Genomic DNA, 22,218 nt, shown 5'->3' with positions numbered 1-22,218 from the left:
TTCTCCCTAGGAATCAGCACATTGGCCGTTGGTGTTGTCAGGCGGTTGGTTCCGCCAATTGGTCTCATTTGCAACTATTTCGCGCCGACGTCAATGTGGGTTCGATGGGCTAAACCGCGCGCGCCATATCCGGTTCTATTTATTTTCCTCCCGATTCAGGGCATAGGCGCGCCAATGACCTCGAACCAGCGCTTGCCGAATTCGCTAACGCCGCTCGATGTGGCGCTCGCCGCGTTGCTGGAGGGCGTGGATCCTGCCGCGCCGGTGGAACTGGCATTGGCGGAAGCGCTGGGCTGTATTGCCGCGGATATGCCGGGGCTCGATGCCCACCCGCCGCGCGATATCGCTGCCGCGGACGGCTACGCATTCCGCACGCGCGACCTTGTCGGCGCATCCTCCTATTCGCCGCTGCCAATAACGGCGGCGCCGGCGTGGGTCGAGGCCGGCGAGATCATTCCTGACAACTGCGACTGCGTGCTGGATTCCGATTCCGTCGAGATGTCCGGTCCGCTGGTGCAGGCGCTGGCGGAGGCGATCCCGGGGCAGGGCGTGCGCCGGGCCGGCAGCGATATCGCAGCGGGCAACCGTCCCGTTGAAGCCGGCCAGCGCGTGCTGCCGCGCCATCTCATGGTCGCCCGCGCCGCAGGAATGGCGCGGTTGAACGTGCGCCGCCCACGCCTGCGCATCGTCAATATTCCCCGGGGCACGGTAACCGCGGATCTGGTCGCCGAGAGCGCGCGGGCCGCGGGCGGTGAGGTCGTCCTGGTCGCGGCTGCAGGTCGCGATACCGCATCGATTGCCGCGGCGATCGATGACGGTGCGTGCGATCTGCTGCTGATCGTCGGCGGCTCCGGAGTCGGCCGCACCGACGCCGCGGTGACGGCATTGGGCGCGCGCGGGAAGATTCTCGCACATGGCATTGCCCTGCAACCAGGCCGCACTTCGGCCGTTGGTCGTGCAGGCAAGACGCCGGTCGTGGTGTTGCCAGGCGCGTCCGACCAGGCCCTGGCGGCGTGGTGGACGCTGGCGCTTCCCGCGCTCGATCGTTTGTCGGGCCGGCGGCGGCGCAGCACGCTCAATCTGCCGCTGGCGCGCAAGATTGCTTCAAGCGTCGGCATTGCCGAGATCGTGCTGCTGGAACGAGAGCAGGATGCCTGGGTCCCGCTGGCGGTGGGCGAATTGTCGCTCGATGCGATTGCGCGCGCCGAGGCCTGGCTCGTGGTGCCCGCCGGATCGGAAGGATTTGCGGCGGGCACCCGGGTCGATGCCTATATGCTGCGGGAGTGACATGGGTTCGGGAATGACGAATACGCCCTCGCCGAAAGGCCGCGACAATATCGATCAGGATCAATTCCTGACCATCCTGTCGCGCGAGGATGCGCTGGCGCGGTTTGAAGCCGCGCTGTTTCCGCGTGCGGTCGCGAGCGAGAAACGCTCGCTTGCGGAGGCGCTCGGCTGCGCGCTCGCCGAGGACGTCGTGGCGCCGATCGACGTGCCGCCGTTCGATCGCTCCAATGTCGATGGCTTTGCGGTGCGTTCCGCCGACCTCGCTTCGGCCGGCGAAGCTTCACCGGTACGCGTGATGCTGAACGACGAAGTGATCGCGTGCGGCACCGCCCCGACGCGGCCGGTGTTGTCAGGAACAGCCACGCCGATCGCGACCGGTGGTCCGGTGCCGCGCGGGGCGGACGCCATCGTCATGGTCGAGCATACCCAGCCGGCGGGACATCGTGCGATCGACGTCCGCCGCGCCGCTTCGCCCGGGCAATTCGTATCCTATGCCGGCTCCGATATCGCCCGTGGCGAGGCGCTGCTGCGCGCCGGGACCATCGTCGGCTCGCGCGAGATCGGGATGCTGGCGGCCTGCGGCATCGCGGAAGTGACCGTCGCGCGTCGGCCGCGCGTTGCGATCATTTCCACCGGCGATGAACTGGTGCAGCCCGGCCATTCCCTGCGGCTGGCCGCGATCTACGACACCAACGGCGCGATCGTCACGGCGGCGATCACGGAGAATGGCGGCGAGGCCAAGTTTCTCGGCGCCATCGCCGATGATGAGGCGCAACTCGAATCCGCGATGCGTGAGGCGCTCGCGAGCAGCGACATGCTGGTGCTGTCAGGCGGCACGTCCAAGGGCGCGGGCGACGTGTCCCACCGCATTATCGGCCGGCTCGGCAAGCCCGGCATCATCGCCCATGGCGTGGCGCTGAAGCCAGGCAAGCCGCTGTGCCTTGCGGTATGCGACGGCAAGCCTGTCATCATCCTGCCGGGATTTCCGACCTCGGCGATGTTCACCTTCCACGACATGATCGTGCCGGTGCTGCGGCGGATGGCCGGCCTGCCGCCGCGCTCGGACGCCAAGGTGGCCGCGCGCGTTCCCGTGCGGATCGCGTCCGAACTCGGCCGCGCCGAATTCGTCATGGTGTCGCTGGTTGAAGGCGCGGATGGGCTGATTGCGTATCCTACAGGCAAGGGCTCCGGCGCCATCACCTCCTTTGCCCAGGCCGACGGCTTTCTGCGCATCGATGCGCTGGCGGACCAGATGCCGGCCGGCAGCGATGCCGAGGTGACGCTGTTCACGCCGCATGTGCGGGTGCCCGATCTCGTTATCGTCGGCAGCCATTGCACCGGGCTCGATCTCGTCACGGCACCGCTGGCGCATGCCGGGCTCACCGTGCGCTCGATCGCCGTCGGAAGCCTCGGCGGCCTCTCGGCCGCCAAGCGCGGCGAATGCGATTTTGCGCCGATCCATCTGTTCGACGAGAAGACCGAGACCTACAACACACCGTATCTCAGCGACGGGCTCGAACTGGTGCCGGGATGGCGTCGCATGCAAGGCATCGTCTTCCGCAAAGGCGACAAGCGCTTCGAAGGCCTGAGCGCGGAGGATGCGGTGCGTGCCGCGCTGGCCGATCCCGCCTGCATCATGGTCAATCGCAACCAGGGCGCCGGCACGCGCATCCTGATCGACCGGCTGCTTGGCGGTGCGCGCCCGGACGGCTACTGGAATCAGCCGCGCTCGCACAACGCGGTAGCCGCGGCGGTCGCGCAGCACCGTGCCGACTGGGGCATGACCATTGCGCCGGTCGCGCATGCGTCAAATCTGGGTTTCATTCCCTTTGCCGAGGAGCATTATGATTTTGCGCTGGTGACGGCGCGCAAGCAGAGACCGGCCGTGCAGGCCTTTCTCGACGCGCTGGCGTCAGACGGGGCGCGCGCGGCGCTCGAGCAGGCAGGTTTCCGGCCGGCCTGAAGCCGTCGGAGCTGAAGAAGCCGTCAACAGAAGCGGCTCGGGCAGGGATGGGAATGGCAAGACCGCTATCGATTGCGATCGTCGGCGCCGGCATGGGCGGGCTCGCAACCGCCGCGGCGCTAGGGCGGGTCGGCATCGATGTCACCGTCTATGAACAGGCCACGCAGTTCGCGCGGATCGGGGCCGGCATCCAGATTGGCTGCAATGCGATGAAGGTGTTGCGCGCCCTGGGGCTGGAGGCGAGGCTGCGCGCGCAATCCTTCTATCCGCGTTCCTGGAATAACCGCGACTGGCGCACCGGCGACATCAAGTTCGACATGATCTTCGGCGAGAGCGCCGAGCAGAAATTCGGTGCGCCCTATCTTCTGGCGCATCGCGGCGACCTTCATGCGGCGCTCGCCAGCGCCGTCCCCAATGCCTGCATCAGGCTCAACCACAAACTGGTCGGGCTGGAGGAAACCGGCGAGGGCGTTCGGCTCACCTTTGCCAATGGCGCAAGCGTTACAGCCGATGCCGTGATCGGGGCCGACGGCGTCCACTCGGTCGTGAGAGATATCCTGTTCGGCACGTCACCGGTGAACTTCACCGGGCGGATCGCCTACCGCACCACGTATCCCGCCGCGCTGCTCGGCGGCGAGACGATCGACGACTGCACCAAATGGTGGGGCGAGGACCGCCACATCGTCATCTATTACGTCAAGCCGGACCGCAGCGAGATCTACCTCGTCACCAGTCAGCCGGAGCCGGATTTCCGGATCGAATCCTGGTCGGCGAAAGGCGATGTCAGGGAATTGCGCAAGGCGTTCGCCGGCTTCCACCGCCAGGTCGAGCTGGTGCTGGCCGCGTGCCCCGACGTGCACAAATGGGCGATCGTCGATCGCAATTCGCAGGAGCATTGGGCGGATCGCAATGTGACGTTGCTTGGCGATGCCTGCCATCCGATGACGCCCTACATGGCGCAGGGCGCAGCGATGGCGATCGAGGACGCCGCCGTGCTGTCGCGTTGCCTCGAGGGCGTCGAGAGGGAAGGCGTCGCCCACGCATTCCGCCGCTTCGAGGCGACGCGCAAGGAGCGAACCACGCGCATTCAGGCTACGTCGCGCGCGAATACCTGGCTCAGCGGCAGGACCGATACCGACTGGGTGTACTGCTACGACGCCTGGACCGTGCCGCTGGCGGCGTAGTTTCTCTTTGATTTGCGCATGATCTTTTCGGAAAACCGGCTCCCACTTTTCCGGATCATGCTCTAGCCCTGAACCCGCAACAGCTCGCTTATTATCCGTGGCTTCATCCATCCGACGTTGTCCGTGATCTCCCTGCGCAGCGCGTCCTGCTCGGCCTCGTATTGCTCTCGCGTGATACCTTGGCCACCCTTCGCGGTAACTCCGAACGCTTCGAGCGCGAGATCATGGCGCTGCTTCCATTCGATCACGCGCTTGGTCATGACCTCCGTAACCGCGGGCACCGTGCCGGGATGGCCTGCGATGTCACAGAGCTCCTTGGTGCGTACGTCCGCCGCCAACATCAATACGTTCCAGTCATCGTATCCGATGAGATTCATCTGGGCATATAGAAACGCACCATGCTCGCCGTCCCAGATTGTGTGGTCGATGACCAGGAATGGCGCGGCGCGGCAATAGCCGTAGCGCGTGGTCATTTCACGGTTGAAAGCCTCGGTGCGCTCATCCAGCCGCTTCTTGGCCGCGGCGAAGAGAGCGATATAGTCCTGTGCCGTGGGCAGGATGTTGCGCGCATCATCCGGAGCAAAGCCGACTTCCTGCAGAAACCTGCCGATCTTTGGATCGTCCCAGAGTTCCTTGGGGAAAACGCGGGTCACACCATCTGCGTCCGGTGTCGGACGCATCGTCTCCTTAAATTCGGAAAGGCTTGGTTGCTTGGTGCCGAAAGTCGTCCTGCGTCCGAACATTGCCACGGCCTCGCGTTGAATCCGCCGCGGCAACTTTATCGGCAAGTACATTAAATCGCATTTAATCTGAATCTGAAATCACGACCAATTTCGTCAATGTCCAGGTAGCTTGGTGGGAGTCTTTTCTCGGTCGTCTTCGCGAAGGGCGGGACAGCGCTGCTGGCGCGTAGATTGTTCCGGACGCGGCGCAACGTGTAATGCTGCGCTGCGTCCGGGACACGAAGCCTAACCGCCATCCAGCGCCGCCAGCCGTTCTGCTTCCGCGATGTCTTCCATGGTGTTGGCATTGAAGAACGGATCGAGCGGCGCGACTGGCCATGTCACTGTGGCGAGCCTGTAGCGCGCGGTCCAGCGGTCGATCTTCCTGATGTCCTCGACGACCAGCGCGTGGCGAAGTTGTTCGCGCAAGCCGATGCTCCATAATCCGATCACCGGATGCGACTGGCCATCGGAGGCGGCAACGGCCAACTCGGCATTCTCCGCTTCCACCGCGTCATATAGCCTGGAGACCAGATCGCGCGGCAGGAATGGACAGTCTGCGGCGGCGCTGAGAACAAATTCTACATCGGGCCGGTTGGCCGCAGCCCAGTCGAGTGCTGCCAGAATGCCGGCGAGCGGGCCAGGAAAATCGGCGACGCTGTCGGCAATGACGGGAAGGCCGAACGCTGCGAAACGCGCTGGGTCACCATTGGCGTTGAGGATGAGGCCGTCGCATTGCGGCGCAAGGCGCGCGATCACGCGGTCGAGGATGGTGCGGCCGGCGATCGTGCGCATCGGCTTGTCGCCGCCACCCATCCGCCGCGCCAATCCGCCGGCGAGCAGAACGCCAGGAATTTTACTCGTCACGCTCTTCGCCCTTGCGCTTGTGTCGCGCGGATTCTTCCTCGACATAGTCGAGGTCCTGGTCGAACACGATCCGCTCCTGTCCTGATAGCGCAATGAAGCGCTTGCCGCGCGTGCGGCCAACCAGCGTCAGCCCGACCTGCCGCGCCAGTTCGACGCCCCATGCGGTGAAGCCGGAGCGCGAGACCAGGATGGGAATGCCCATCCGCACCGTCTTGATCACCATCTCCGAGGTGAGCCGGCCCGTGGTGTAAAGGATCTTGTCGGCGGGATCGACGCCGTGCCTATAGATCCAGCCGGCAATCTTGTCGACCGCGTTATGACGGCCGACGTCCTCGGTATAGCAGACGGGTGTGCCTTCCTTGCACAGCACGCAACCATGGATCGCGCCGGCCTCCAGATAAAGCGAGGGCATGGTGTTGATCGTGCGCGTCATATGGTAGAGCCACGAGGTGCGCAGCTCCGCCTTCGGCAGCGCCACGCTTTCCACCGCTTCAAGCAGGTCGCCGAACGCGGTGCCCTGTGCACAGCCGGACGTCTGCGTGCGTTTCTTCAGCTTGGCTTCGAAATTGGTGTGATGCTCGGTGCGCACCACCACGACCTGAAGGTCGTCGTCATACTCGACCTCGGTGACGACGTCGTCATATTTCAGCATGTTCTGGTTCAGGAGATAGCCGAGCGCCAGATATTCCGGATAGTCGCCGATCGTCATCATGGTGACGATCTCCTGCGCGTTCAGGTACAGCGTCAGCGGCCGCTCCACCGGCACCCGGATTTCGACCGCCGCGCCCGTCTGATCGGTCCCGGCGACGCGCTCGGTCAGCCGCGGATCCTCGGGGTTCGGCACGATCAGGGGGGCCGGGGCTTTTTCCATCTTCATCATAGGACGCAGGTTAGCATGACTTTGTCTCCGGGCTGATATAAGGACCGGAGTTAACAAGTCACGGTCTAGCCGTCATGTCCGGGCTTGTCCCGGCCATCCACGCCTTTCTTGCTGCGATAGCGTCAAGACGTGGATGCCCGGGACTTCCAGGGTGAAGACGCGCTTCGCGCTTTTGCCCGGGCTTGGCGGGGATACTAAATACCGCTGTCGGAGTATGAGATGAAAGTGATAGGCCTCGCGGGATGGAGCGGCGCCGGCAAGACGACTTTGCTGACGCGGGTGATCCCGCAGTTCGCAAAACAGGGCCTGCGGGTGTCCGTGATCAAGCACGCCCACCACGCCTTCGACGTCGACGTACCCGGCAAGGATTCCTGGCGGCATCGCGAGGCCGGCGCGGCCGAAGTTCTGGTGTCATCGGGGCGGCGCTGGGCCTTGATGCATGAGCTGCGCGGGGCGCATGAGCCGCGATTGCCGGAATTGCTGGCCAAGATGTCGCCGGTCGATCTCGTCGTGGTCGAGGGCTTCAAGCGCGAGCCGCACCGCAAGATCGAGATCTATCGCGCCGCGAATGAAAAGCCGCTGCTGTTCCCCGACGATCCCGGTATCGTCGGAATCGCGACCGATACGGCGGTTGAAACCACGCTGCCGACCGCCCATCTCGACGACATAGAGGCGGTGGCGGCGATGATGTTGCAGTCTGCAATATCGCTCGAAGACGTGCTGGCCAAATGCGAAGCTGAGGGCTGATCAGGCACATGGCGCAATTGTCCGACGATTGCTTTGCCTTCGGCGGTCCGATGATGTCGGTCGATGAGGCCGTCGGTCTCATTGCCACGCGTGTGACGCCGGTTGTGGATATCGAGACGGTTACGCTCGCCCGCGCCGATGGCCGCATTCTGGCGCACGAGATACTGGCGCCGCTGCCGCTGCCGCCCTTCACCAATTCCGCGGTCGACGGCTATGCGGTTGCGAGCCGCGACCTCCCGCAGCACAAAGAGCAGACGTTTCCGGTTACCGGTCGCGTGCAGGCGGGTAGTTCCGCATCTGCGCCGCTCAAGCCGGGGCAGGCAATGCGCATCTTCACCGGTGCGCCGATGCCCGAAGGCGCAGATACCGTGTTCATGCAGGAAGACGTGCGCGTCGAGGGCGATAAGGTCGTGCTTCCCGCAGGCCTCAAGCCGGGCGCCAATGTACGCCCCGCAGGCGAAGACATCGCTTCAGGTTTTGCGGCGCTGCAGGCCGGGCAGCGGCTGCGGCCGCAGGACGTTGCGCTTGCCGCAGCCTTTGGCCTGACACAACTCGATGTCACAAGGCGCATTCGCGTCGCCGTGTTTTCCACCGGCAACGAACTGGCCTCGCCGGGCGAGGCGCGCGCCGCGGTGCAACTGTTCGATTCCAACCGTTTCATGCTGATGGCGATGTTGTCGCGGCTCGGCTGCGAGGTCAGCGATCTCGGTATTATCAGGGATGATCGCGCCTCGCTGTCCCGCGCGCTGCAGGAGGTCGCCGGCGGTCATGATTTGATCCTCACGACGGGCGGCGTTTCGACCGGCGAGGAGGACCACGTCAAGGCGAGCGTCGAAAGCGTGGGCAGGCTGGTGCTGTGGCGGATGGCAATCAAGCCGGGACGCCCCGTCGCAATGGGCATCATCGGCGGCACGCCCTTCATCGGATTGCCGGGCAATCCGGTGGCGAGCTTTGTCACTTTCGTCCACGTGGTGCGGCCGACCATTCTGGCGCTGTCCGGTGCCCGGCCGGAGCCACTTCGGCCGATGCCGGTTCGCGCCGCCTTCAGCTACAAGAAGAAGATCTCGCGCCGCGAATATGTCCGCGTCAGCTTGCGCAAGGGTGCCGATGGCGCGCTCGAAGCGGTAAAATTTCCGCGCGAAGGCGCAGGGCTCTTGTCGTCGCTGGCGGACACCGATGGCCTCGTCGAACTCGGTGAGGACATCACGCAGGTGTCGCCCGGCCAGACCGTCGGGTTCCTATCCTATGCAAGCCTGATCAACTGATGTCCGTTGACGATGCGGGCCCCCTTCGCCATGGTCGGCGCATGACGACGACAAAACTCGATCTCGCTGGCCTGAAATGTCCGCTGCCGGCGTTGAAGACACGCAAGGCGCTGAAGACGCTGCCGCCCGGCGACAGGCTGGAAGTGCTTTGCACCGATCCGCTGTCGGTGATCGACATTCCGAACCTCATTCGGGAGACCGGCGACAAGGTCGAAATCACCGAGCGCAGCCCAAGCCGCATCGTGTTTCTGATAGAAAAAGCAAATGGGACGATATAAAAGCCGAATGCTTGAGCGATCCCGCGGGTAAGCGCCCGCGCGTTGATTTAGACGAGTTCACGACAGCGTCCGATTGCCGGGTGCGACAATCGGTCCTACAAATCTCGGCATGAACTTCCCGACATCGAAGGCGAGCGCGGCGATATCCCCGGCAACGGTCAATGAACCGGCGGCCAAACCAGGCAAGCCGGCCGGCGGTCCCGAATTCAGCGCGCTGGCGCAGGCCTCGATCCTGATCGTCGATGACGAGCCCGGCATGCGCAATTTTCTGGTGCGCACGCTGGGGCCGCATTGCAAGCACGTGGAAGAGGCCGCCGACACCGACGAAGCCTCGCGCAAGCTCGACAAGAGCCGGTTCGACGTCGTCATTCTCGATAACATCATGCCGGGCAAGAACGGCGTCGACTGGCTGGCGGAGCAGCGGGCCGTCGGCTTCTTCGCCGATGCCATCCTGATTACAGCCTTTGCCGATCTCGATACAGCGATCCAGGCGCTGCGCGCCGGCGCAGTCGACTTCGTGCTGAAACCGTTCCGCTCTAACCAAATCCTCAATGCGGTTGCACGCTGCCTCGACCGGGTCCGGCTGCAGCGCGAGAACTACGTTTTGCGTTATGCGCTGCGCGCTTCATCCGATCGCACCTTCCTGCGCGACAATCTGATCGGGGAGTCGCCCGCGGCCCGCAGCGTGCGCGAAACCATTGCCCGCGTCGCCCGCCTACCGACATCGATCCTGCTCACCGGGGAATCCGGCACCGGCAAGGAAGTCGCGGCGCGCTCGATTCACTCCCTCTCCGATCGTGCCGACAAGCCCTTCGTGCCCGTCAATTGCGCTGCCATTCCGCCCGAGATGATCGAGGCTGAGCTGTTCGGTCACATCAAGGGTGCCTTTACGGGCGCGGATAGCAGCCGCGAGGGCCTGTTCCTCTATGCGCATGGCGGCACGCTATTCCTCGATGAAATCGGTGAACTGCCGTTGCCGATGCAGAGCAAGCTGCTGCGTGTTCTCGAGGACCGCCGCGTCCGCCCCGTCGGCTCCGAGCGTGAAGTGCCGGTCGATCTTCGTTTCATCTTTGCGACCAATGCCGATCTCCAAAAGCAAGTGGAGAAGGGCCGCTTTCGCGCCGATCTCTATTACCGCCTGAACGTCATGCAGATTCATCTGCCGCTATTGAAGGACCGTGGCGACGACGTGCAGGAGCTCGCTACCATCTTCATGAACAAGCTTTCGATCCAACTCGGTATGCCGCCGGTTCCAATCGATAGCGCAGTGCGTGCCGCGCTCGCGAGTTACGACTGGCCGGGCAATGTGCGCGAGCTGCGCAATTTGATCGAGCGCACCTTGATCCTCGGCGCGTTCCCGGACGATTTCGCAGGCCCACGGAACGACGGGCAGGTCACCACCGCCGACAGTCTCGCGGACCTGGAGCGCCGGCATATTCTTTCGGTGCTGAAGGAAACCGGCGGCAACCGCGAGGAAGCGGCGCGGCGGCTCGGCATCTCGCGCAAGACCATCGACCGCAAACTCGCGTTATGGAATGGCTGACCGGGCACGCCGCATCGAGGGGCCGGTGCGCGGGCGATCCGTCCGCTTCCGGCTGCTCGCGATTGCGCTGCTGCCGATGCTGGTAATCCTGCCGCTTCTGCTTGGGGTCGCCATCTATCGCTGGAATACGCGGTTTGACGCTACGCTGATCTCCAAGGTGAACGGCGACCTCACCATCGCCCACCAATACCTGGCCCGCATTCTGGAAAAGACCGGCGTTCAGATCCGCGGCCTGAGCCTTTCGTTCCGCTTTCGGGAGGTCGAAGAGCGGGAAACGATCTCCGCTGAGGAGACTTTGCTCGAACAGTCCCGCAAGGAGATGGGTCTCGACTTCCTCTATTTGATGGATGCCGGTGGAAAAATCATCGCCTCGTCACCTGCGCTTGAGGGAGCGCCAAGGGCCGATTGGCCGATCATTACGTCGGCATTGTCAGGCGAATCTCCGTCGACGGGGATCGATATCTTCACCAACGACGAGCTTGCGGCGATTTCGCCGGCGCTTGCCCAGCGCGCGCGTCTCGACCTGGTGCCGACGCCAAACGCGGTGCCGACCGATCGCAGCACGGAAACCCATGGCATGGTGGTGCATGCGGCCAGCCGCGCCACGGCGCCCGGAGGAGGGCCAGCCGCGCTGGTTGGCGGGATTCTGCTGAACCAGAATTTAGAATTCATCGATACGATCAACGACCTCGTCTATCGGGCGGCCAGCCTGCCCGAGGGCAGCCAGGGAACGGCGACGCTGTTCCTGGACGACGTGCGGATTTCGACCAATGTCCGCCTGTTTGAGGGACGGCGGGCGCTGGGAACGCGGGTGTCGGCGGCGGTGCGCTCTGCGGTGATGGGAGAGGGGCGCACCTGGCTGGACAGCGCCTTCGTCGTTAACGACTGGTACATCTCGGCCTACGAGCCGCTCGTCGACACCTACGGCAAGCGCGTCGGCATGCTTTATGTCGGATTTCTGCAGAAGCCGTTCAACGACGCAAAGCTTGAGACGATTCTCATCATTGCGCTCGCGTTCATCGCGATCACGGCGGCAAGCGTGCCGATCTTCCTGCGCTGGGCGCAATCGATCTTCATGCCGCTCGAACGCGTCACGGCGACGATCGGTGAAGTCGAGAGCGGTAACCTCTCTGCCCGCACCAAACTGCCGGCATCGGGTGACGAGATCGGCCGCGTGGCGGTTCATCTCGATAACTTGCTGGACCAGATTCAGGAGCGCGATCGTCAGTTGCGCGAGTGGAACGAGGAGTTGAACACGCGCGTGCGCGAGCGCACCCGGGACCTCGAACTTGCCAATCTGAAGCTGGAGGCGACCACCAAGCAGCTCATCATGTCCGAGAAGCTCGCTGCCATCGGCGAGATCACCGCGGGCGTTGCGCATGAGATCAACAACCCGATCGCGGTGATGCAGGGCAATCTCGATGTCATCCGCAGCGTGATCGGCGCTGACACCGAGAAAGCCAAGGTCGAGTTTCGGCTTGTCGATGAACAGATCCATCGCATCAGCCAGATCGTCACCAAGCTCTTGCAGTTTGCGCGGCCGGAAGAGTATGCCGGCTATGTCGAGCGTCATGCGCCCGGAAGCGTTGTGGCGGACTGCCTGCCGCTGGTGCAGCATCTCCTGAACAAGACCGAAATCAGGGTTGCGCGGGAAGATCGGTCGAGCCGACTGGTCCTGATGAACCGCACCGAACTGCAGCAGGTCGTGATCAACCTCATCGTCAACGCGATCCACGCCATGCCGGACGGCGGCACGTTGACGCTGCGCTCGTTCGACGCCGATCGCGACGGCAACCCGGGCATCTCAATCGACGTGGCCGACACCGGCATCGGCATGAGCGCTGACGTCCTGGACAAGGTCTTCGATCCCTTCTTCACCACGAAACGCAGGGAGGGGACGGGCCTTGGCCTTTCCATCAGTCAGACGCTGGTGAAGCGCCAGCGTGGCCAGATCACGGTGGAAAGCCGGATCGGCTCCGGGAGTACATTCCGGGTGTGGCTGCCGGAAGCGAGCTGACCGGACATTTTGTCCAGCGGCTATCAGGACATTTTGTCCGATACATCGGCAGGCATTTGGTTAAGTGATTGATTTTCTGCATCGTGCGATTTGGCACGCGGATTGCTGACTTCTCACTCAAGGGTTGGAGTGGGGAGGGCGCGATGATCGGATATTCGGTCGCAAGCTGGGCGACTGCGCGCGCTTGCCGTCTTCTTGACGTGCCCACGCCGCACTTCAAAACGATTTTGCCTCGACTTGAACTCCGATCTGTCGCGTGGACATCGCACGTCCGCGCATACGGTCGGCGCTGCGTGGCCCCCCATCCAATACCCCAACCTCTCAACAATCGTGCCCGGTAAGGCAGCGAACCTGGAGAATATGCCTATGACGACAGCCGATGCCACGCTCGCACCATCGGGTGCGCTCGGGATTCTCGACAAGGAGCGAATGATTGCGACCGCCGGCTTCAATCGCTGGTTGGTGCCGCCGGCCGCACTCTGCATTCACCTGTGCATCGGCATGGCCTATGGCTTCAGCGTATTCTGGCTGCCGCTGTCGCGCGCGATCGGCGTGACCGCGCCGAAGGCCTGCCCCGACATGACGCTGGTGCAGGAATTGTTCACCACCACCTGCGACTGGAAAGTCGCCAGCATGGGCTGGATGTACACACTGTTCTTCGTGTTGCTCGGCGTCTCGGCCGCGATCTGGGGCGGTTGGCTGGAGCGCGTCGGACCGCGCAAGGCGGGTTTTGTGTCGGCGCTGTGCTGGTGCGGTGGTCTCGTGCTCGGCGCGATCGGCATCATCACCCATCAACTGTGGCTGTTGTGGCTAGGAAGCGGCGTCATCGGCGGCATCGGACTCGGCCTCGGCTACATCTCGCCGGTGTCGACGCTGGTGAAATGGTTTCCGGACCGCCGCGGCATGGCGACCGGCATGGCCATCATGGGCTTTGGCGGCGGCGCCATGATCGGCGCGCCGCTGGCGAACCTGTTGATGAATTATTTCAAGTCGCCGACCTCGGTCGGCGCCTGGGAAACTTTCATCGCGATGGGCGCGATCTATTTCGTGTTCATGATAATCGGCGCCTTCCGCTATCGCATTCCGCCGGCGGGCTGGCGGCCCGAGGGTTGGACGCCGCCGGCGAAAGCCAATGCGATGATATCGCAGAACCACGTCCACCTGAAGGACGCGCACAAGACACCGCAGTTCTGGCTGATCTGGTGGGTGCTCTGCCTCAACGTCTCCGCCGGCATCGGCGTGATCGGCATGGCTTCGCCGATGCTGCAGGAAATCTTCGCCGGCAAGCTGATCGGATTGCCCGACGTCGGCTTCAACCAGCTTGACGCCACGCAGAAGGCGACCATTGCGGGGATTGCGGCCGGCTTTGCCGGGCTGCTCTCGCTGTTCAACATCGGCGGCCGGTTCTTCTGGGCCTCGCTGTCGGACAAGATGGGCCGCAAGAACACCTATTATACGTTCTTCATCCTGGGCATCGTGCTCTATGCGCTGGCGCCGACATTTGCGGCGATGGGCTCAAAACTTCTGTTCGTGCTCGGCTTCGGCATCATCCTGTCGATGTATGGCGGTGGCTTCGCCACCGTGCCGGCCTATCTCGCCGATATGTTCGGCACACAGTTCGTCGGCGCCATCCATGGCCGTCTGCTGACGGCGTGGTCGACCGCGGGCATCATCGGTCCCGTAGTCGTGAATTACATCCGCGAGTTCCAGCTTGCCGCCGGCGTGCCGCGCGACCAGCTCTACAACACGACGATGTACATCCTGTGCGCGATGCTGATCGCGGGCCTGATCTGCAACTACCTGATCAAGCCGGTCGACGCGAAGTGGCACATGAGCGACGCCGAGGTTGCCAAGCTGCAGGCGGCGACGGCGAGCGCGGGTAGCTCGGGGCCGTCAGGATCCTACGGCATCGGGTTCGGTGGGCTCGACGCCAAGGCTGCGCTGTTCTGGGCGTTCGTCGGCATCCCCCTGGCCTGGGGCGTGTGGAAGACGCTGGAAAGCGCCGTCAAGATCCTCTGACTCTTCTGGCCGTCGCGGGGCGAGCGTTCCGCGACGGCGTTTCAGGCGCGATGTCGAATTCAAATCGGGTAATCGGAAATCCAGATCAATGCGCATTCGCAATCGCAGCATGAGACGGCTTTATTGATCTCCCGACCAAATTCGCGTTCTCATCCAGTGATCAGGCAAAGCAAACGTGGTTGTTCCGGGCGCGGACAGGATCGAAAGCTCGCGGCCTGTGTTGCCCTAAATATCTGATAAATCTCTTGGCATCTGGCATGCCACTGAACTAGAGTTGGCTGGCAGACTGGCAGGAACGAGACGTTTCGATGGATCACGACGTACACGACCTACAAAAAGTCCGCTCGTTCGATCATCCGGGCGCGGGACGGAAGCGGGCCAAGGCGACGCCGAAGGGCCGCCAGGTCGACCCTATCGCGGCGCACGAGATTGAGCTCCTGCTCGGCGACCGGCCGCGGCGGCGCGACCTGCTGATCGAGCATCTGCACCTGATCCAGGACAAGTATCACCAGATCTCGGCGGCGCATCTGGCGGCGCTTGCCGACGAGATGAAGCTGTCGTTTGCCGAAGTGTTCGAGACCGCGACCTTCTACGCGCATTTCGACGTGGTGAAGGAGGGCGCGCCCGATATCGCGCCGCTGACCATCCGGGTCTGCGATTCGCTGACCTGCGCCATGATGGGCGCGGAAAAGCTGCTGCACGAACTGCAGGACAGTGCCGGCCCCGGCATCCGCGTGGTGCGCGCGCCTTGCGTTGGCCGCTGCGACACCGCGCCCGCCGCCGAAGTCGGCCATCACTTTGTCGATCATGCCACGGTTACGAATGTGCTCGCCGCCGCCAAGGCCGGCGACACCCACGCACATCTACCCGAATATACCGACTATGACGCCTATGTCGCAGGCGGCGGCTACAAGCTGCTCAATCGCCTGCGCTCCGGCGCGATGACGAAAGAAGACCTGCTGAAGGCGCTCGACGACGCTTCGCTGCGCGGGCTCGGCGGCGCGGGCTTTCCGACCGGGCGCAAATGGCGCGCGGTGCTGGGTGAGCCCGGCCCGCGGCTGATGGCGATCAACGGCGACGAGGGCGAGCCCGGCACGTTCAAGGACCGCTTCTATCTCGAAACCGATCCGCATCGCTTCATCGAGGGCATGCTGATCGGCGCGCATGTCGTCGAGGCGACCGACGTCTATATCTATCTGCGCGACGAATATCCGGCGTCGCGCGAAATCCTCACGCGTGAAATCGCAAACTTGCCGCCCGGCGGTCCCGCGCTGCATATGCGCCGCGGCGCGGGCGCCTACATCTGCGGCGAGGAATCCTCACTGCTCGAATCGATCGAGGGCAAGCGTGGTCTGCCCAGGCACAAGCCGCCCTATCCGTTCCAGGTCGGCCTGTTCGGCCTGCCGACGCTGATCAACAATATCGAGACGCTGTGGTGGGTGCGCGACATCGTCGAGAAGGGCGCCGACTGGTGGAAGAGCCATGGCCGCAACGACCGCCACGGCTTGCGCAGCTACTCGGTCTCGGGCCGCGTGAAGGATCCCGGCATGAAGCTGGCGCCGGCTGGCGTCACCGTGCGCGAACTGATCGACGAGTTCTGCGGCGGCATGGCTGACGGACACACCTTCCACGCCTACCTGCCGGGCGGCGCGTCCGGCGGTATCCTGCCGGCCTCGATGGACAATATCCCGCTAGATTTCGGCACGCTGGAAAAATACGGCTGCTTCATCGGCTCCGCCGCTGTTGTCATCCTGTCCGAGCAGGACAGTGTGAAGGGCGCGGCGTTGAACCTGATGAAATTCTTCGAGGATGAAAGCTGCGGCCAGTGCACGCCGTGCCGCGTTGGAACCCAGAAGGCGGCGCTTTTGATGCAGCGGCCGGTCTGGGACCGCGAATTGCTGGACCAATTGAGCCAGGCGATGCGCGACGCCTCGATCTGCGGGCTTGGACAAGCCGCCTCGAACCCGCTCACGTCAGTGATTAAATATTTTCCGGAAGAATTCGTGCCGAAAGAGGCCGCGGAATGACCAAGATCAAGTTCGAGCTCGATGGCCAACAGGTCGAGGCCAACGCGGGCGAGACCATCTGGCAGGTGGCAAAACGCCACGAGAAGGAAATCCCGCACCTCTGTTATTCGCCGGAGCCGGACTACCGGCCTGACGGCAATTGCCGCGCCTGCATGGTCGAGATCGAGGGCGAGCGCGTGCTGGCCGCGTCCTGCAAGCGCACGCCGAGCGTCGGCATGAAGGTGAAGACCGAAAGCGCCCGCGCCGTCGCGGCGCAGAAGATGGTGATGGAGCTTCTGGTCGCCGACCAGCCCGCGCGCGAGACCTCGCACGATCCCGATTCGAAATTCTGGCACTGGGCCGAAAAGGTCGAGGTGACCGAGAGCCGTTTCCCGGCGGCCGAGCGGTGGCAGGGCGATACCAGCCATCCCGCGATGAGCGTCAATCTCGATGCCTGCATCCAATGCGGCCTGTGCGTGCGTGCCTGCCGCGAGGTCCAGGTCAACGACGTCATCGGCATGGCCTATCGCAATGCCGGCGCCAAGATCGTGTTCGACTTCGACGATCCCATGGGTGAATCGACCTGCGTCGCCTGCGGCGAGTGCGTGCAGGCCTGTCCGACCGGTGCCTTGATGCCGTCGGTGATGCTGGACGAGAACCAGACCCGCGTCACTTACGCTGACAAGAAAGTTGATTCGCTCTGCCCGTTCTGCGGCGTCGGCTGCCAGGTCACCTATCAGGTCAAGGACGAGAAGGTCATCTACGCAGAAGGCCGCGACGGCCCGGCCAACCACAACCGGCTCTGCGTCAAGGGACGTTTTGGTTTTGACTACATCCATCACCCGCATCGGCTGACAAAGCCGCTGGTGCGCCTGCCGAATGCAAAAAAGGACGCCAACGACCAGGTCGATCCGGCCAACCCGTTCACCCATTTCCGCGAAGCTTCGTGGGAAGAGGCGCTGGACATCGCCGCAAAAGGCCTCGTGAAAATTCGCGACGAGAAGGGCGTCAAGGCGCTGGCCGGCTTCGGCTCGGCCAAGGGTTCGAACGAAGAGGCGTATCTGTTCCAGAAACTGGTGCGCACCGGCTTCGGCTCCAACAATGTCGACCACTGCACGCGGCTCTGTCACGCCTCGTCGGTCGCGGCCTTGATGGAAGGCCTCAACTCTGGCGCGGTGTCGGCGCCGTTTGCTGCGGCGATGGATGCCGAGGTCATCATCGTGATCGGCGCCAATCCGACCGTGAACCATCCGGTCGCGGCGACCTACCTGAAGAACGCGGCCAAGCGCGGCGCCAAGCTGATCGTGATGGATCCGCGCAGGCAGTCGCTGTCGCGCCACGCCTGGAAGCATCTCGCCTTCAAGCCCGGCAGCGACGTCGCCATGCTGAACGCGATGCTCCACACCATCATCACCGAAGGGCTGACCGACCAGCAATATATTGCGGGCTATACCGAAGGCTTTGATGAGCTCGCCGAGCGCATCAAGGAATTCCCGCCGGAGAAGATGGAAGCGATCTGCGGAATTCCGGCCGAGACGCTGAAGGAAGTGGCGCGAATTTACGCGCGCTCGCAGGCCTCGATCATCTTCTGGGGCATGGGCATCAGCCAGCACATCCACGGCACCGACAATGCGCGCTGTCTGATCGCGCTGGCGCTGACCACCGGCCAGGTCGGCCGCCCCGGCACCGGCCTGCATCCGCTGCGCGGCCAGAACAACGTGCAGGGCGCTTCCGACGCCGGCCTGATCCCGATGTTCCTGCCGGATTATCAGCCGGTCGGACGCACCGATCTGCGCGAGCCGTTCGAAAAACTCTGGCATCAGGATCTCGATCCGGTTCGCGGTCTCACCGTCGTCGAGATCATGAACGCGATCCACGCCGGCGAAATCACCGGCATGTATATCGAGGGCGAAAACCCCGCAATGTCGGACCCCGATCTGCAGCATGCACGCGAAGCGCTCGCCATGCTCGACCATCTGGTGGTGCAGGATCTCTTCGTCACCGAAACCGCGTTCCATGCCGACGTGATCCTGCCGGCCTCGGCGTTTGCGGAAAAGAGCGGTACCTTCACCAATACCGACCGCCGCGTGCAGCTTGCGCGGGAAGTGATCCGTCCGCCGGGCGATGCGCGGCAGGATCTCTGGATTATCCAGGAGATCGGCAAGCGCATGGGGCTGCCGTGGAACTACGACGGCCCGGCTGATGTCTTCACCGAGATGACGCAGGTGATGCCGTCGCTGAAGAACATCACCTGGGAGCGGCTGGTGCGCGAGGGTGCGGTGACCTATCCGGTCGACGATCCGAACGAGCCCGGCAACGAGATCATTTTCACCACGGGTTTCCCGACCGCGAGCGGCCGCGGCAAGATCGTGCCGGCGAAGGTGATCGCGCCGGACGAGATCCCCGACGCCGAATATCCGATGGTGCTGTCCACCGGGCGCGTGCTCGAACACTGGCACACCGGCTCGATGACCCGCCGTTCGAGCGTACTCGACCAGATCGAGCCGGAGGCGATGGCGTTCATGTCGCCGAAGGACATGCGCAAGCTCAGCGTCTGGCCCGGCGATTTCATCCGCCTGATGACCCGCCGCGGCGCCGTCGAGGTCAAGGTGCGCTCCGACCGCGACGTGCCGGAGAACATGATCTTCATGCCGTTCTGCTACGCGGAAGCGGCGGCCAACTTGCTGACCAACCCAGCGCTTGATCCGTTCGGCAAGATCCCCGAGTTCAAGTTCTGCGCCGTGCGCGCCGAAAAGCTGGCGCTGCAGTCTGCGGCGGAGTAGTAGGTGGCCCGTTACCCATCTACAAAAGTCACGCAAAATTGTCGGTGCAAACTGGCTCGTACAGTGGGCTGACATTCTGCGGCACGGGCGGGACGCTGGTCCGGCGCGATGTCGTGCTGATGTGCTGCGCTTCCACGAATGCACTCAGGATTGCCAGCGTCAGATCGGCATGACGAGCTTCGACGGACTGATCGAGCCAGTCCGGCAGTTCGCGCTGCCGGGACAGTGCGCAGTACCATTCACCCTCATCATAGGCGATCCGTCGAATCTGCCATTGCGGCAATTCCAGATCGATCAGCGCCAGCGCGGCATCGATCCAGGCGTGAGATTGGATCAATTGCTCGATGCGGGCGGTCTTTGCGCCGTGGGCTGTTGACGGAAATCGCCGGCATGCTGCGGCGATGTCGGAGAGGAATTCGACCGTCACGCAGCAGGCGTCGCGAAGCCGATCGCCGAGATCGGTGGTGACGCGGTGTTCCAAAAGAATTGACATGGCGTCGTCTCGTTCATTCGCGCGGCCGCGACTGCAACCGCACTCCCAAACTGGCGAAAACGCCATTCGAAAACGAGTGGGGGCGAGGGTTGTAAATATAGGGATTTCATAAGCGCTATCTCCGTCGTCCCTGCGAACGCACTAGGGCATCTACACGTCTTGGGGACGCGACAGATTGACTCGGGGCGGCATGATGTGCGTTCGCCGCAGCGTTTTGTATGATTCTCTCTCTGGCGCTTTGATTCGAAGGAGCGCCAGAGATGCAGCAGGAACCGGATTTGTCCCTGGGTAAGTTTGGAGACGTTCGCCTCGATAAAAGGGGGCGGCGCTTCTCCGGGCTATGCTTTGCACGCGCAGTGTCTGTTTGCGCCAGATGGCGCAGGGCAACTGGGCCGCGAACATGGCGTTCTGGCGGTTTGTGAACAATCCGCAAGTCACGATCGACAAGCTGATTGAAGGCTGGAGCCTGCAGACGTCGATGGCGGTCAGCGGGCGTCATGTGCTGTCGATCCAGGACACCAGCGAGATCAACTTCCACACTCGTCCGGGACATCGGCGCGACTTGGGCAAGGTCGGCAAAGGCAATGCTCGCGGCGTGCTGCTGCATGCCATGATGGCGGTCGATGCCGATAGCGGGGTCTGTCTCGGGCTCACCGGCGGTGAGGTGTGGACGCGCAAGCGCAAGGCCAGGATCGCTCACGAGAAGCGCGCCTTGGCCGACAAGGAATCGGCGCGCTGGGTGACGACGGCTAAGCAAGGCTGCGAGGTTCTGGTCGCTGCTCGTATGATCACCGTCGTCAACGACCGCGAGGGGGATTTCTTTGCTCACTGGTCGCTGACACCCGCTGACAATGTCCACCTCCTGTCGCGCGCCATGCACGACCATGCGCTGGTCGATGGCGGCACGCTTTATCAGGCGGTCGCGCGGGCCCGCTTCTGCGACAAGGCGGTGATCGATCTACCAAAGCGAATGGATCGCCACGGTCGCCAGGCCCACCTCTCCATGCGCCTGGGAACCGTTGTGCTCAAACGACCGCAGCGCCCCGGCGTGAAAGACCTGCCACAGGGCGTCAAAGTCAGCTTCGTGGAGGTCGTCGAGTTGCACCCCCCGAAGAGCGCCAAGCCCATTCATTGGTTGCTCCTGACCACTCATCCGGTCGTCACCGCCGCCGATGCCTGGCGGATCGTCTCCTGGTACAAGCAGCGCTGGATCATCGAACAGCTCTTTCGCTCGCTGAAGAGCCAGGGTCTGCGCATCGAGGATAGTCAGCTCGACAGCGCTGAAGGCCTGATCAAACTCGTGGCGATCGCCACCAGAGTAGCATGTATCGTCATCCAGCTCGTTCAAGCCCGCAATGGCGGCGAACAATTGCAGGTCGAATTTGTGTTCACGCCGGACGAGATCGAAGCGCTCAAGGCCATCAACAAAACCCTGAAAGGCCGCACCGAGCTCCAGAAGAACCACCATCGCCCCAACACTGTCGCCTGGGCGGCATGGATCATCGCAAAGCTCGGCGGATGGACCGGTTACGCCTCTCATCGCCCACCTGGACCAATCACCTTCCACATGGGAATGGCTCGCTTCCAACTCCTCGTATATGGCCCGGCAAGCGTGTAGATGCCCTAGTGCGAACGCAGGGACCCATACTCCGCGGCCGGTGTTGTTTGGAAAAGAAAGATAACGAGCAGGTCGCGAAATAATTAACGCCTGTGGTTATGGGTCCCTGCGTTCGCAGGGACGACGGAAGGCGTCTTTATGAGATTCCTATAACGTCGCCATCCTTCCCGTCTCGAAAACCTATGCGCCCGGTGGCACCTCAGGCCGGAACGCATAGCCGTATCTTCGGCTGCACGGTTCACGTCGCAGAGGAACATCCCATGCTGGACATTGTGATGCTGGCGCTCGCTCTCGGCCTCTTCGTAGCGGGCATTGGTTATGCCTATGTCTGCGAGCGGCTTTAAATGTTGACGCGTTTTCTTCGCGCGAACCGAAAACCACCCCGGATCAGGTCCGGGGCAGGCTTTCGCTCGAAGACGCTATGGAGGAGAGCGCCATGATCTTCGATTACTCGCTCGCCGGCCTCGTTTCGCTTGGCCTGCTGTTCTACCTGACTTACGCGCTGCTGCGCCCCGAGCGATTTTGAACGGGTCATGACCACGCTCG

General features: G+C 63.3%; 17 protein-coding genes. 13 read left to right on the top strand and 4 right to left on the bottom strand.

Translation table 11 applies throughout. The annotated features are described in order from the left end of the window. Window positions 1–174: 174 nt before the first annotated feature. The 3 genes from V1273_RS28270 to V1273_RS28260 are packed head-to-tail and all read left to right on the top strand — an operon-like array spanning window position 175 to window position 4,434. Window positions 175–1,287, top strand: a complete 1,113-nt coding sequence (locus V1273_RS28270) for a molybdopterin-binding protein (RefSeq protein ID WP_334411595.1) — start codon at window positions 175–177, stop codon at window positions 1,285–1,287. 1 nt (window position 1,288) lies between these two features. Beyond that, on the top strand, window positions 1,289–3,250 hold the full coding sequence (locus V1273_RS28265; protein WP_442894117.1) for a molybdopterin biosynthesis protein: 1,962 nt from the start codon (window positions 1,289–1,291) through the stop codon (window positions 3,248–3,250). Between the two features lie 53 nt (window positions 3,251–3,303). Then, window positions 3,304–4,434: an FAD-dependent monooxygenase gene (locus V1273_RS28260; protein WP_334364605.1), complete on the top strand. Its 1,131-nt coding sequence runs from the start codon at window positions 3,304–3,306 to the stop codon at window positions 4,432–4,434. 62 nt (window positions 4,435–4,496) lie between these two features. Here V1273_RS28260 and V1273_RS28255 read toward each other — a convergent pair whose 3' ends face one another. From V1273_RS28255 to fdhD, 3 genes are all read right to left on the bottom strand, one after another. After that, window positions 4,497–5,087, bottom strand: a complete 591-nt coding sequence (locus tag V1273_RS28255; protein ID WP_334411593.1) for a hypothetical protein — start codon at window positions 5,085–5,087, stop codon at window positions 4,497–4,499. Window positions 5,088–5,402: 315 nt separating this feature from the next. Then, window positions 5,403–6,068 (bottom strand): molybdenum cofactor guanylyltransferase MobA, encoded by a 666-nt coding sequence (mobA, locus tag V1273_RS28250; RefSeq protein WP_334411592.1) that lies wholly within the window; start codon window positions 6,066–6,068, stop codon window positions 5,403–5,405. Then, window positions 6,013–6,903 carry a formate dehydrogenase accessory sulfurtransferase FdhD gene (gene fdhD, locus V1273_RS28245; RefSeq protein WP_334411591.1) on the bottom strand — a complete coding sequence of 297 codons (891 nt, stop codon included), beginning with the start codon at window positions 6,901–6,903 and terminating at the stop codon, window positions 6,013–6,015. The genes mobA and fdhD overlap by 56 nt, the downstream gene beginning before the upstream one ends. 219 nt (window positions 6,904–7,122) lie before the next feature. Here fdhD and mobB point away from each other — a divergent pair, with 219 nt between their 5' ends. The 8 genes from mobB (at window position 7,123) to fdhF (ending at window position 19,561) form a co-directional block, all read left to right on the top strand. Beyond that, on the top strand, window positions 7,123–7,650 hold the full coding sequence (mobB, locus tag V1273_RS28240; protein ID WP_334411590.1) for a molybdopterin-guanine dinucleotide biosynthesis protein B: 528 nt from the start codon (window positions 7,123–7,125) through the stop codon (window positions 7,648–7,650). Between the two features lie 8 nt (window positions 7,651–7,658). Further along, a complete protein-coding gene (locus tag V1273_RS28235) occupies window positions 7,659–8,915 on the top strand; it encodes a molybdopterin molybdotransferase MoeA (RefSeq protein WP_334411589.1) in 1,257 nt (418 codons plus the stop codon). Window positions 8,916–8,956: 41 nt separating this feature from the next. Beyond that, window positions 8,957–9,193 (top strand): sulfurtransferase TusA family protein, encoded by a 237-nt coding sequence (locus V1273_RS28230; RefSeq protein ID WP_065744462.1) that lies wholly within the window; start codon window positions 8,957–8,959, stop codon window positions 9,191–9,193. Between the two features lie 109 nt (window positions 9,194–9,302). Then, window positions 9,303–10,736: a sigma-54-dependent transcriptional regulator gene (locus V1273_RS28225; protein WP_334411588.1), complete on the top strand. Its 1,434-nt coding sequence runs from the start codon at window positions 9,303–9,305 to the stop codon at window positions 10,734–10,736. Further along, window positions 10,729–12,753: a sensor histidine kinase gene (locus V1273_RS28220; RefSeq protein WP_334411587.1), complete on the top strand. Its 2,025-nt coding sequence runs from the start codon at window positions 10,729–10,731 to the stop codon at window positions 12,751–12,753. Before V1273_RS28225 ends, V1273_RS28220 begins: the two co-directional genes overlap by 8 nt. A 366-nt stretch (window positions 12,754–13,119) precedes the next feature. Next, window positions 13,120–14,772, top strand: coding sequence for an OFA family MFS transporter (locus tag V1273_RS28215; RefSeq protein ID WP_334411586.1), 1,653 nt, complete (start codon window positions 13,120–13,122; stop codon window positions 14,770–14,772). 308 nt (window positions 14,773–15,080) lie between these two features. After that, window positions 15,081–16,799 (top strand): NADH-ubiquinone oxidoreductase-F iron-sulfur binding region domain-containing protein, encoded by a 1,719-nt coding sequence (locus V1273_RS28210; RefSeq protein ID WP_334364596.1) that lies wholly within the window; start codon window positions 15,081–15,083, stop codon window positions 16,797–16,799. Beyond that, window positions 16,796–19,561, top strand: coding sequence for a formate dehydrogenase subunit alpha (gene fdhF, locus V1273_RS28205; protein ID WP_334411585.1), 2,766 nt, complete (start codon window positions 16,796–16,798; stop codon window positions 19,559–19,561). The genes V1273_RS28210 and fdhF overlap by 4 nt, the downstream gene beginning before the upstream one ends. 28 nt (window positions 19,562–19,589) lie before the next feature. Here fdhF and V1273_RS28200 read toward each other — a convergent pair whose 3' ends face one another. Continuing rightward, a complete protein-coding gene (locus tag V1273_RS28200) occupies window positions 19,590–20,054 on the bottom strand; it encodes a hypothetical protein (RefSeq protein WP_334411584.1) in 465 nt (154 codons plus the stop codon). Between the two features lie 373 nt (window positions 20,055–20,427). Between V1273_RS28200 and V1273_RS28195 the strand changes: the two genes are divergently transcribed. Both V1273_RS28195 and V1273_RS28190 read left to right on the top strand, forming a co-directional pair. Next, window positions 20,428–21,672 carry an IS4 family transposase gene (locus V1273_RS28195; protein ID WP_334368994.1) on the top strand — a complete coding sequence of 415 codons (1,245 nt, stop codon included), beginning with the start codon at window positions 20,428–20,430 and terminating at the stop codon, window positions 21,670–21,672. A 436-nt stretch (window positions 21,673–22,108) separates the two neighbouring features. After that, a complete protein-coding gene (locus V1273_RS28190; RefSeq protein WP_016846764.1) occupies window positions 22,109–22,198 on the top strand; it encodes a K(+)-transporting ATPase subunit F in 90 nt (29 codons plus the stop codon). Window positions 22,199–22,218: the final 20 nt, after the last annotated feature.

The organism is Bradyrhizobium sp. AZCC 1721 (genome assembly GCF_036924715.1).
Lineage (GTDB): Bacteria > Pseudomonadota > Alphaproteobacteria > Rhizobiales > Xanthobacteraceae > Bradyrhizobium.
The sequence above is the reverse complement of the archived record's forward strand: the minus strand, read 5'-3'. Positions and strand labels throughout refer to the sequence as shown.

Bases quoted from the DNA above. Each gene is read 5' to 3' on its own strand.
- V1273_RS28220 (WP_334411587.1), top strand. From the start codon at position 10,729: ATGGCTGACCGGGCACGCCGCATCGAGGGGCCGGTGCGCGGGCGATCC.
- fdhD (WP_334411591.1), bottom strand. From the start codon at position 6,903: ATGATGAAGATGGAAAAAGCCCCGGCCCCCCTGATCGTGCCGAACCCC.
- V1273_RS28195 (WP_334368994.1), top strand. From the start codon at position 20,428: ATGGCGCAGGGCAACTGGGCCGCGAACATGGCGTTCTGGCGGTTTGTG.
- V1273_RS28270 (WP_334411595.1), top strand. From the start codon at position 175: ATGACCTCGAACCAGCGCTTGCCGAATTCGCTAACGCCGCTCGATGTG.
- V1273_RS28225 (WP_334411588.1), top strand. From the start codon at position 9,303: ATGAACTTCCCGACATCGAAGGCGAGCGCGGCGATATCCCCGGCAACG.
- V1273_RS28215 (WP_334411586.1), top strand. From the start codon at position 13,120: ATGACGACAGCCGATGCCACGCTCGCACCATCGGGTGCGCTCGGGATT.
- fdhF (WP_334411585.1), top strand. From the start codon at position 16,796: ATGACCAAGATCAAGTTCGAGCTCGATGGCCAACAGGTCGAGGCCAAC.
- V1273_RS28230 (WP_065744462.1), top strand. From the start codon at position 8,957: ATGACGACGACAAAACTCGATCTCGCTGGCCTGAAATGTCCGCTGCCG.
- mobA (WP_334411592.1), bottom strand. From the start codon at position 6,068: ATGTCGAGGAAGAATCCGCGCGACACAAGCGCAAGGGCGAAGAGCGTG.
- V1273_RS28200 (WP_334411584.1), bottom strand. From the start codon at position 20,054: ATGTCAATTCTTTTGGAACACCGCGTCACCACCGATCTCGGCGATCGG.
- mobB (WP_334411590.1), top strand. From the start codon at position 7,123: ATGAAAGTGATAGGCCTCGCGGGATGGAGCGGCGCCGGCAAGACGACT.
- V1273_RS28190 (WP_016846764.1), top strand. From the start codon at position 22,109: ATGATCTTCGATTACTCGCTCGCCGGCCTCGTTTCGCTTGGCCTGCTG.
- V1273_RS28265 (WP_442894117.1), top strand. From the start codon at position 1,289: ATGGGTTCGGGAATGACGAATACGCCCTCGCCGAAAGGCCGCGACAAT.
- V1273_RS28260 (WP_334364605.1), top strand. From the start codon at position 3,304: ATGGCAAGACCGCTATCGATTGCGATCGTCGGCGCCGGCATGGGCGGG.
- V1273_RS28210 (WP_334364596.1), top strand. From the start codon at position 15,081: ATGGATCACGACGTACACGACCTACAAAAAGTCCGCTCGTTCGATCAT.
- V1273_RS28235 (WP_334411589.1), top strand. From the start codon at position 7,659: ATGGCGCAATTGTCCGACGATTGCTTTGCCTTCGGCGGTCCGATGATG.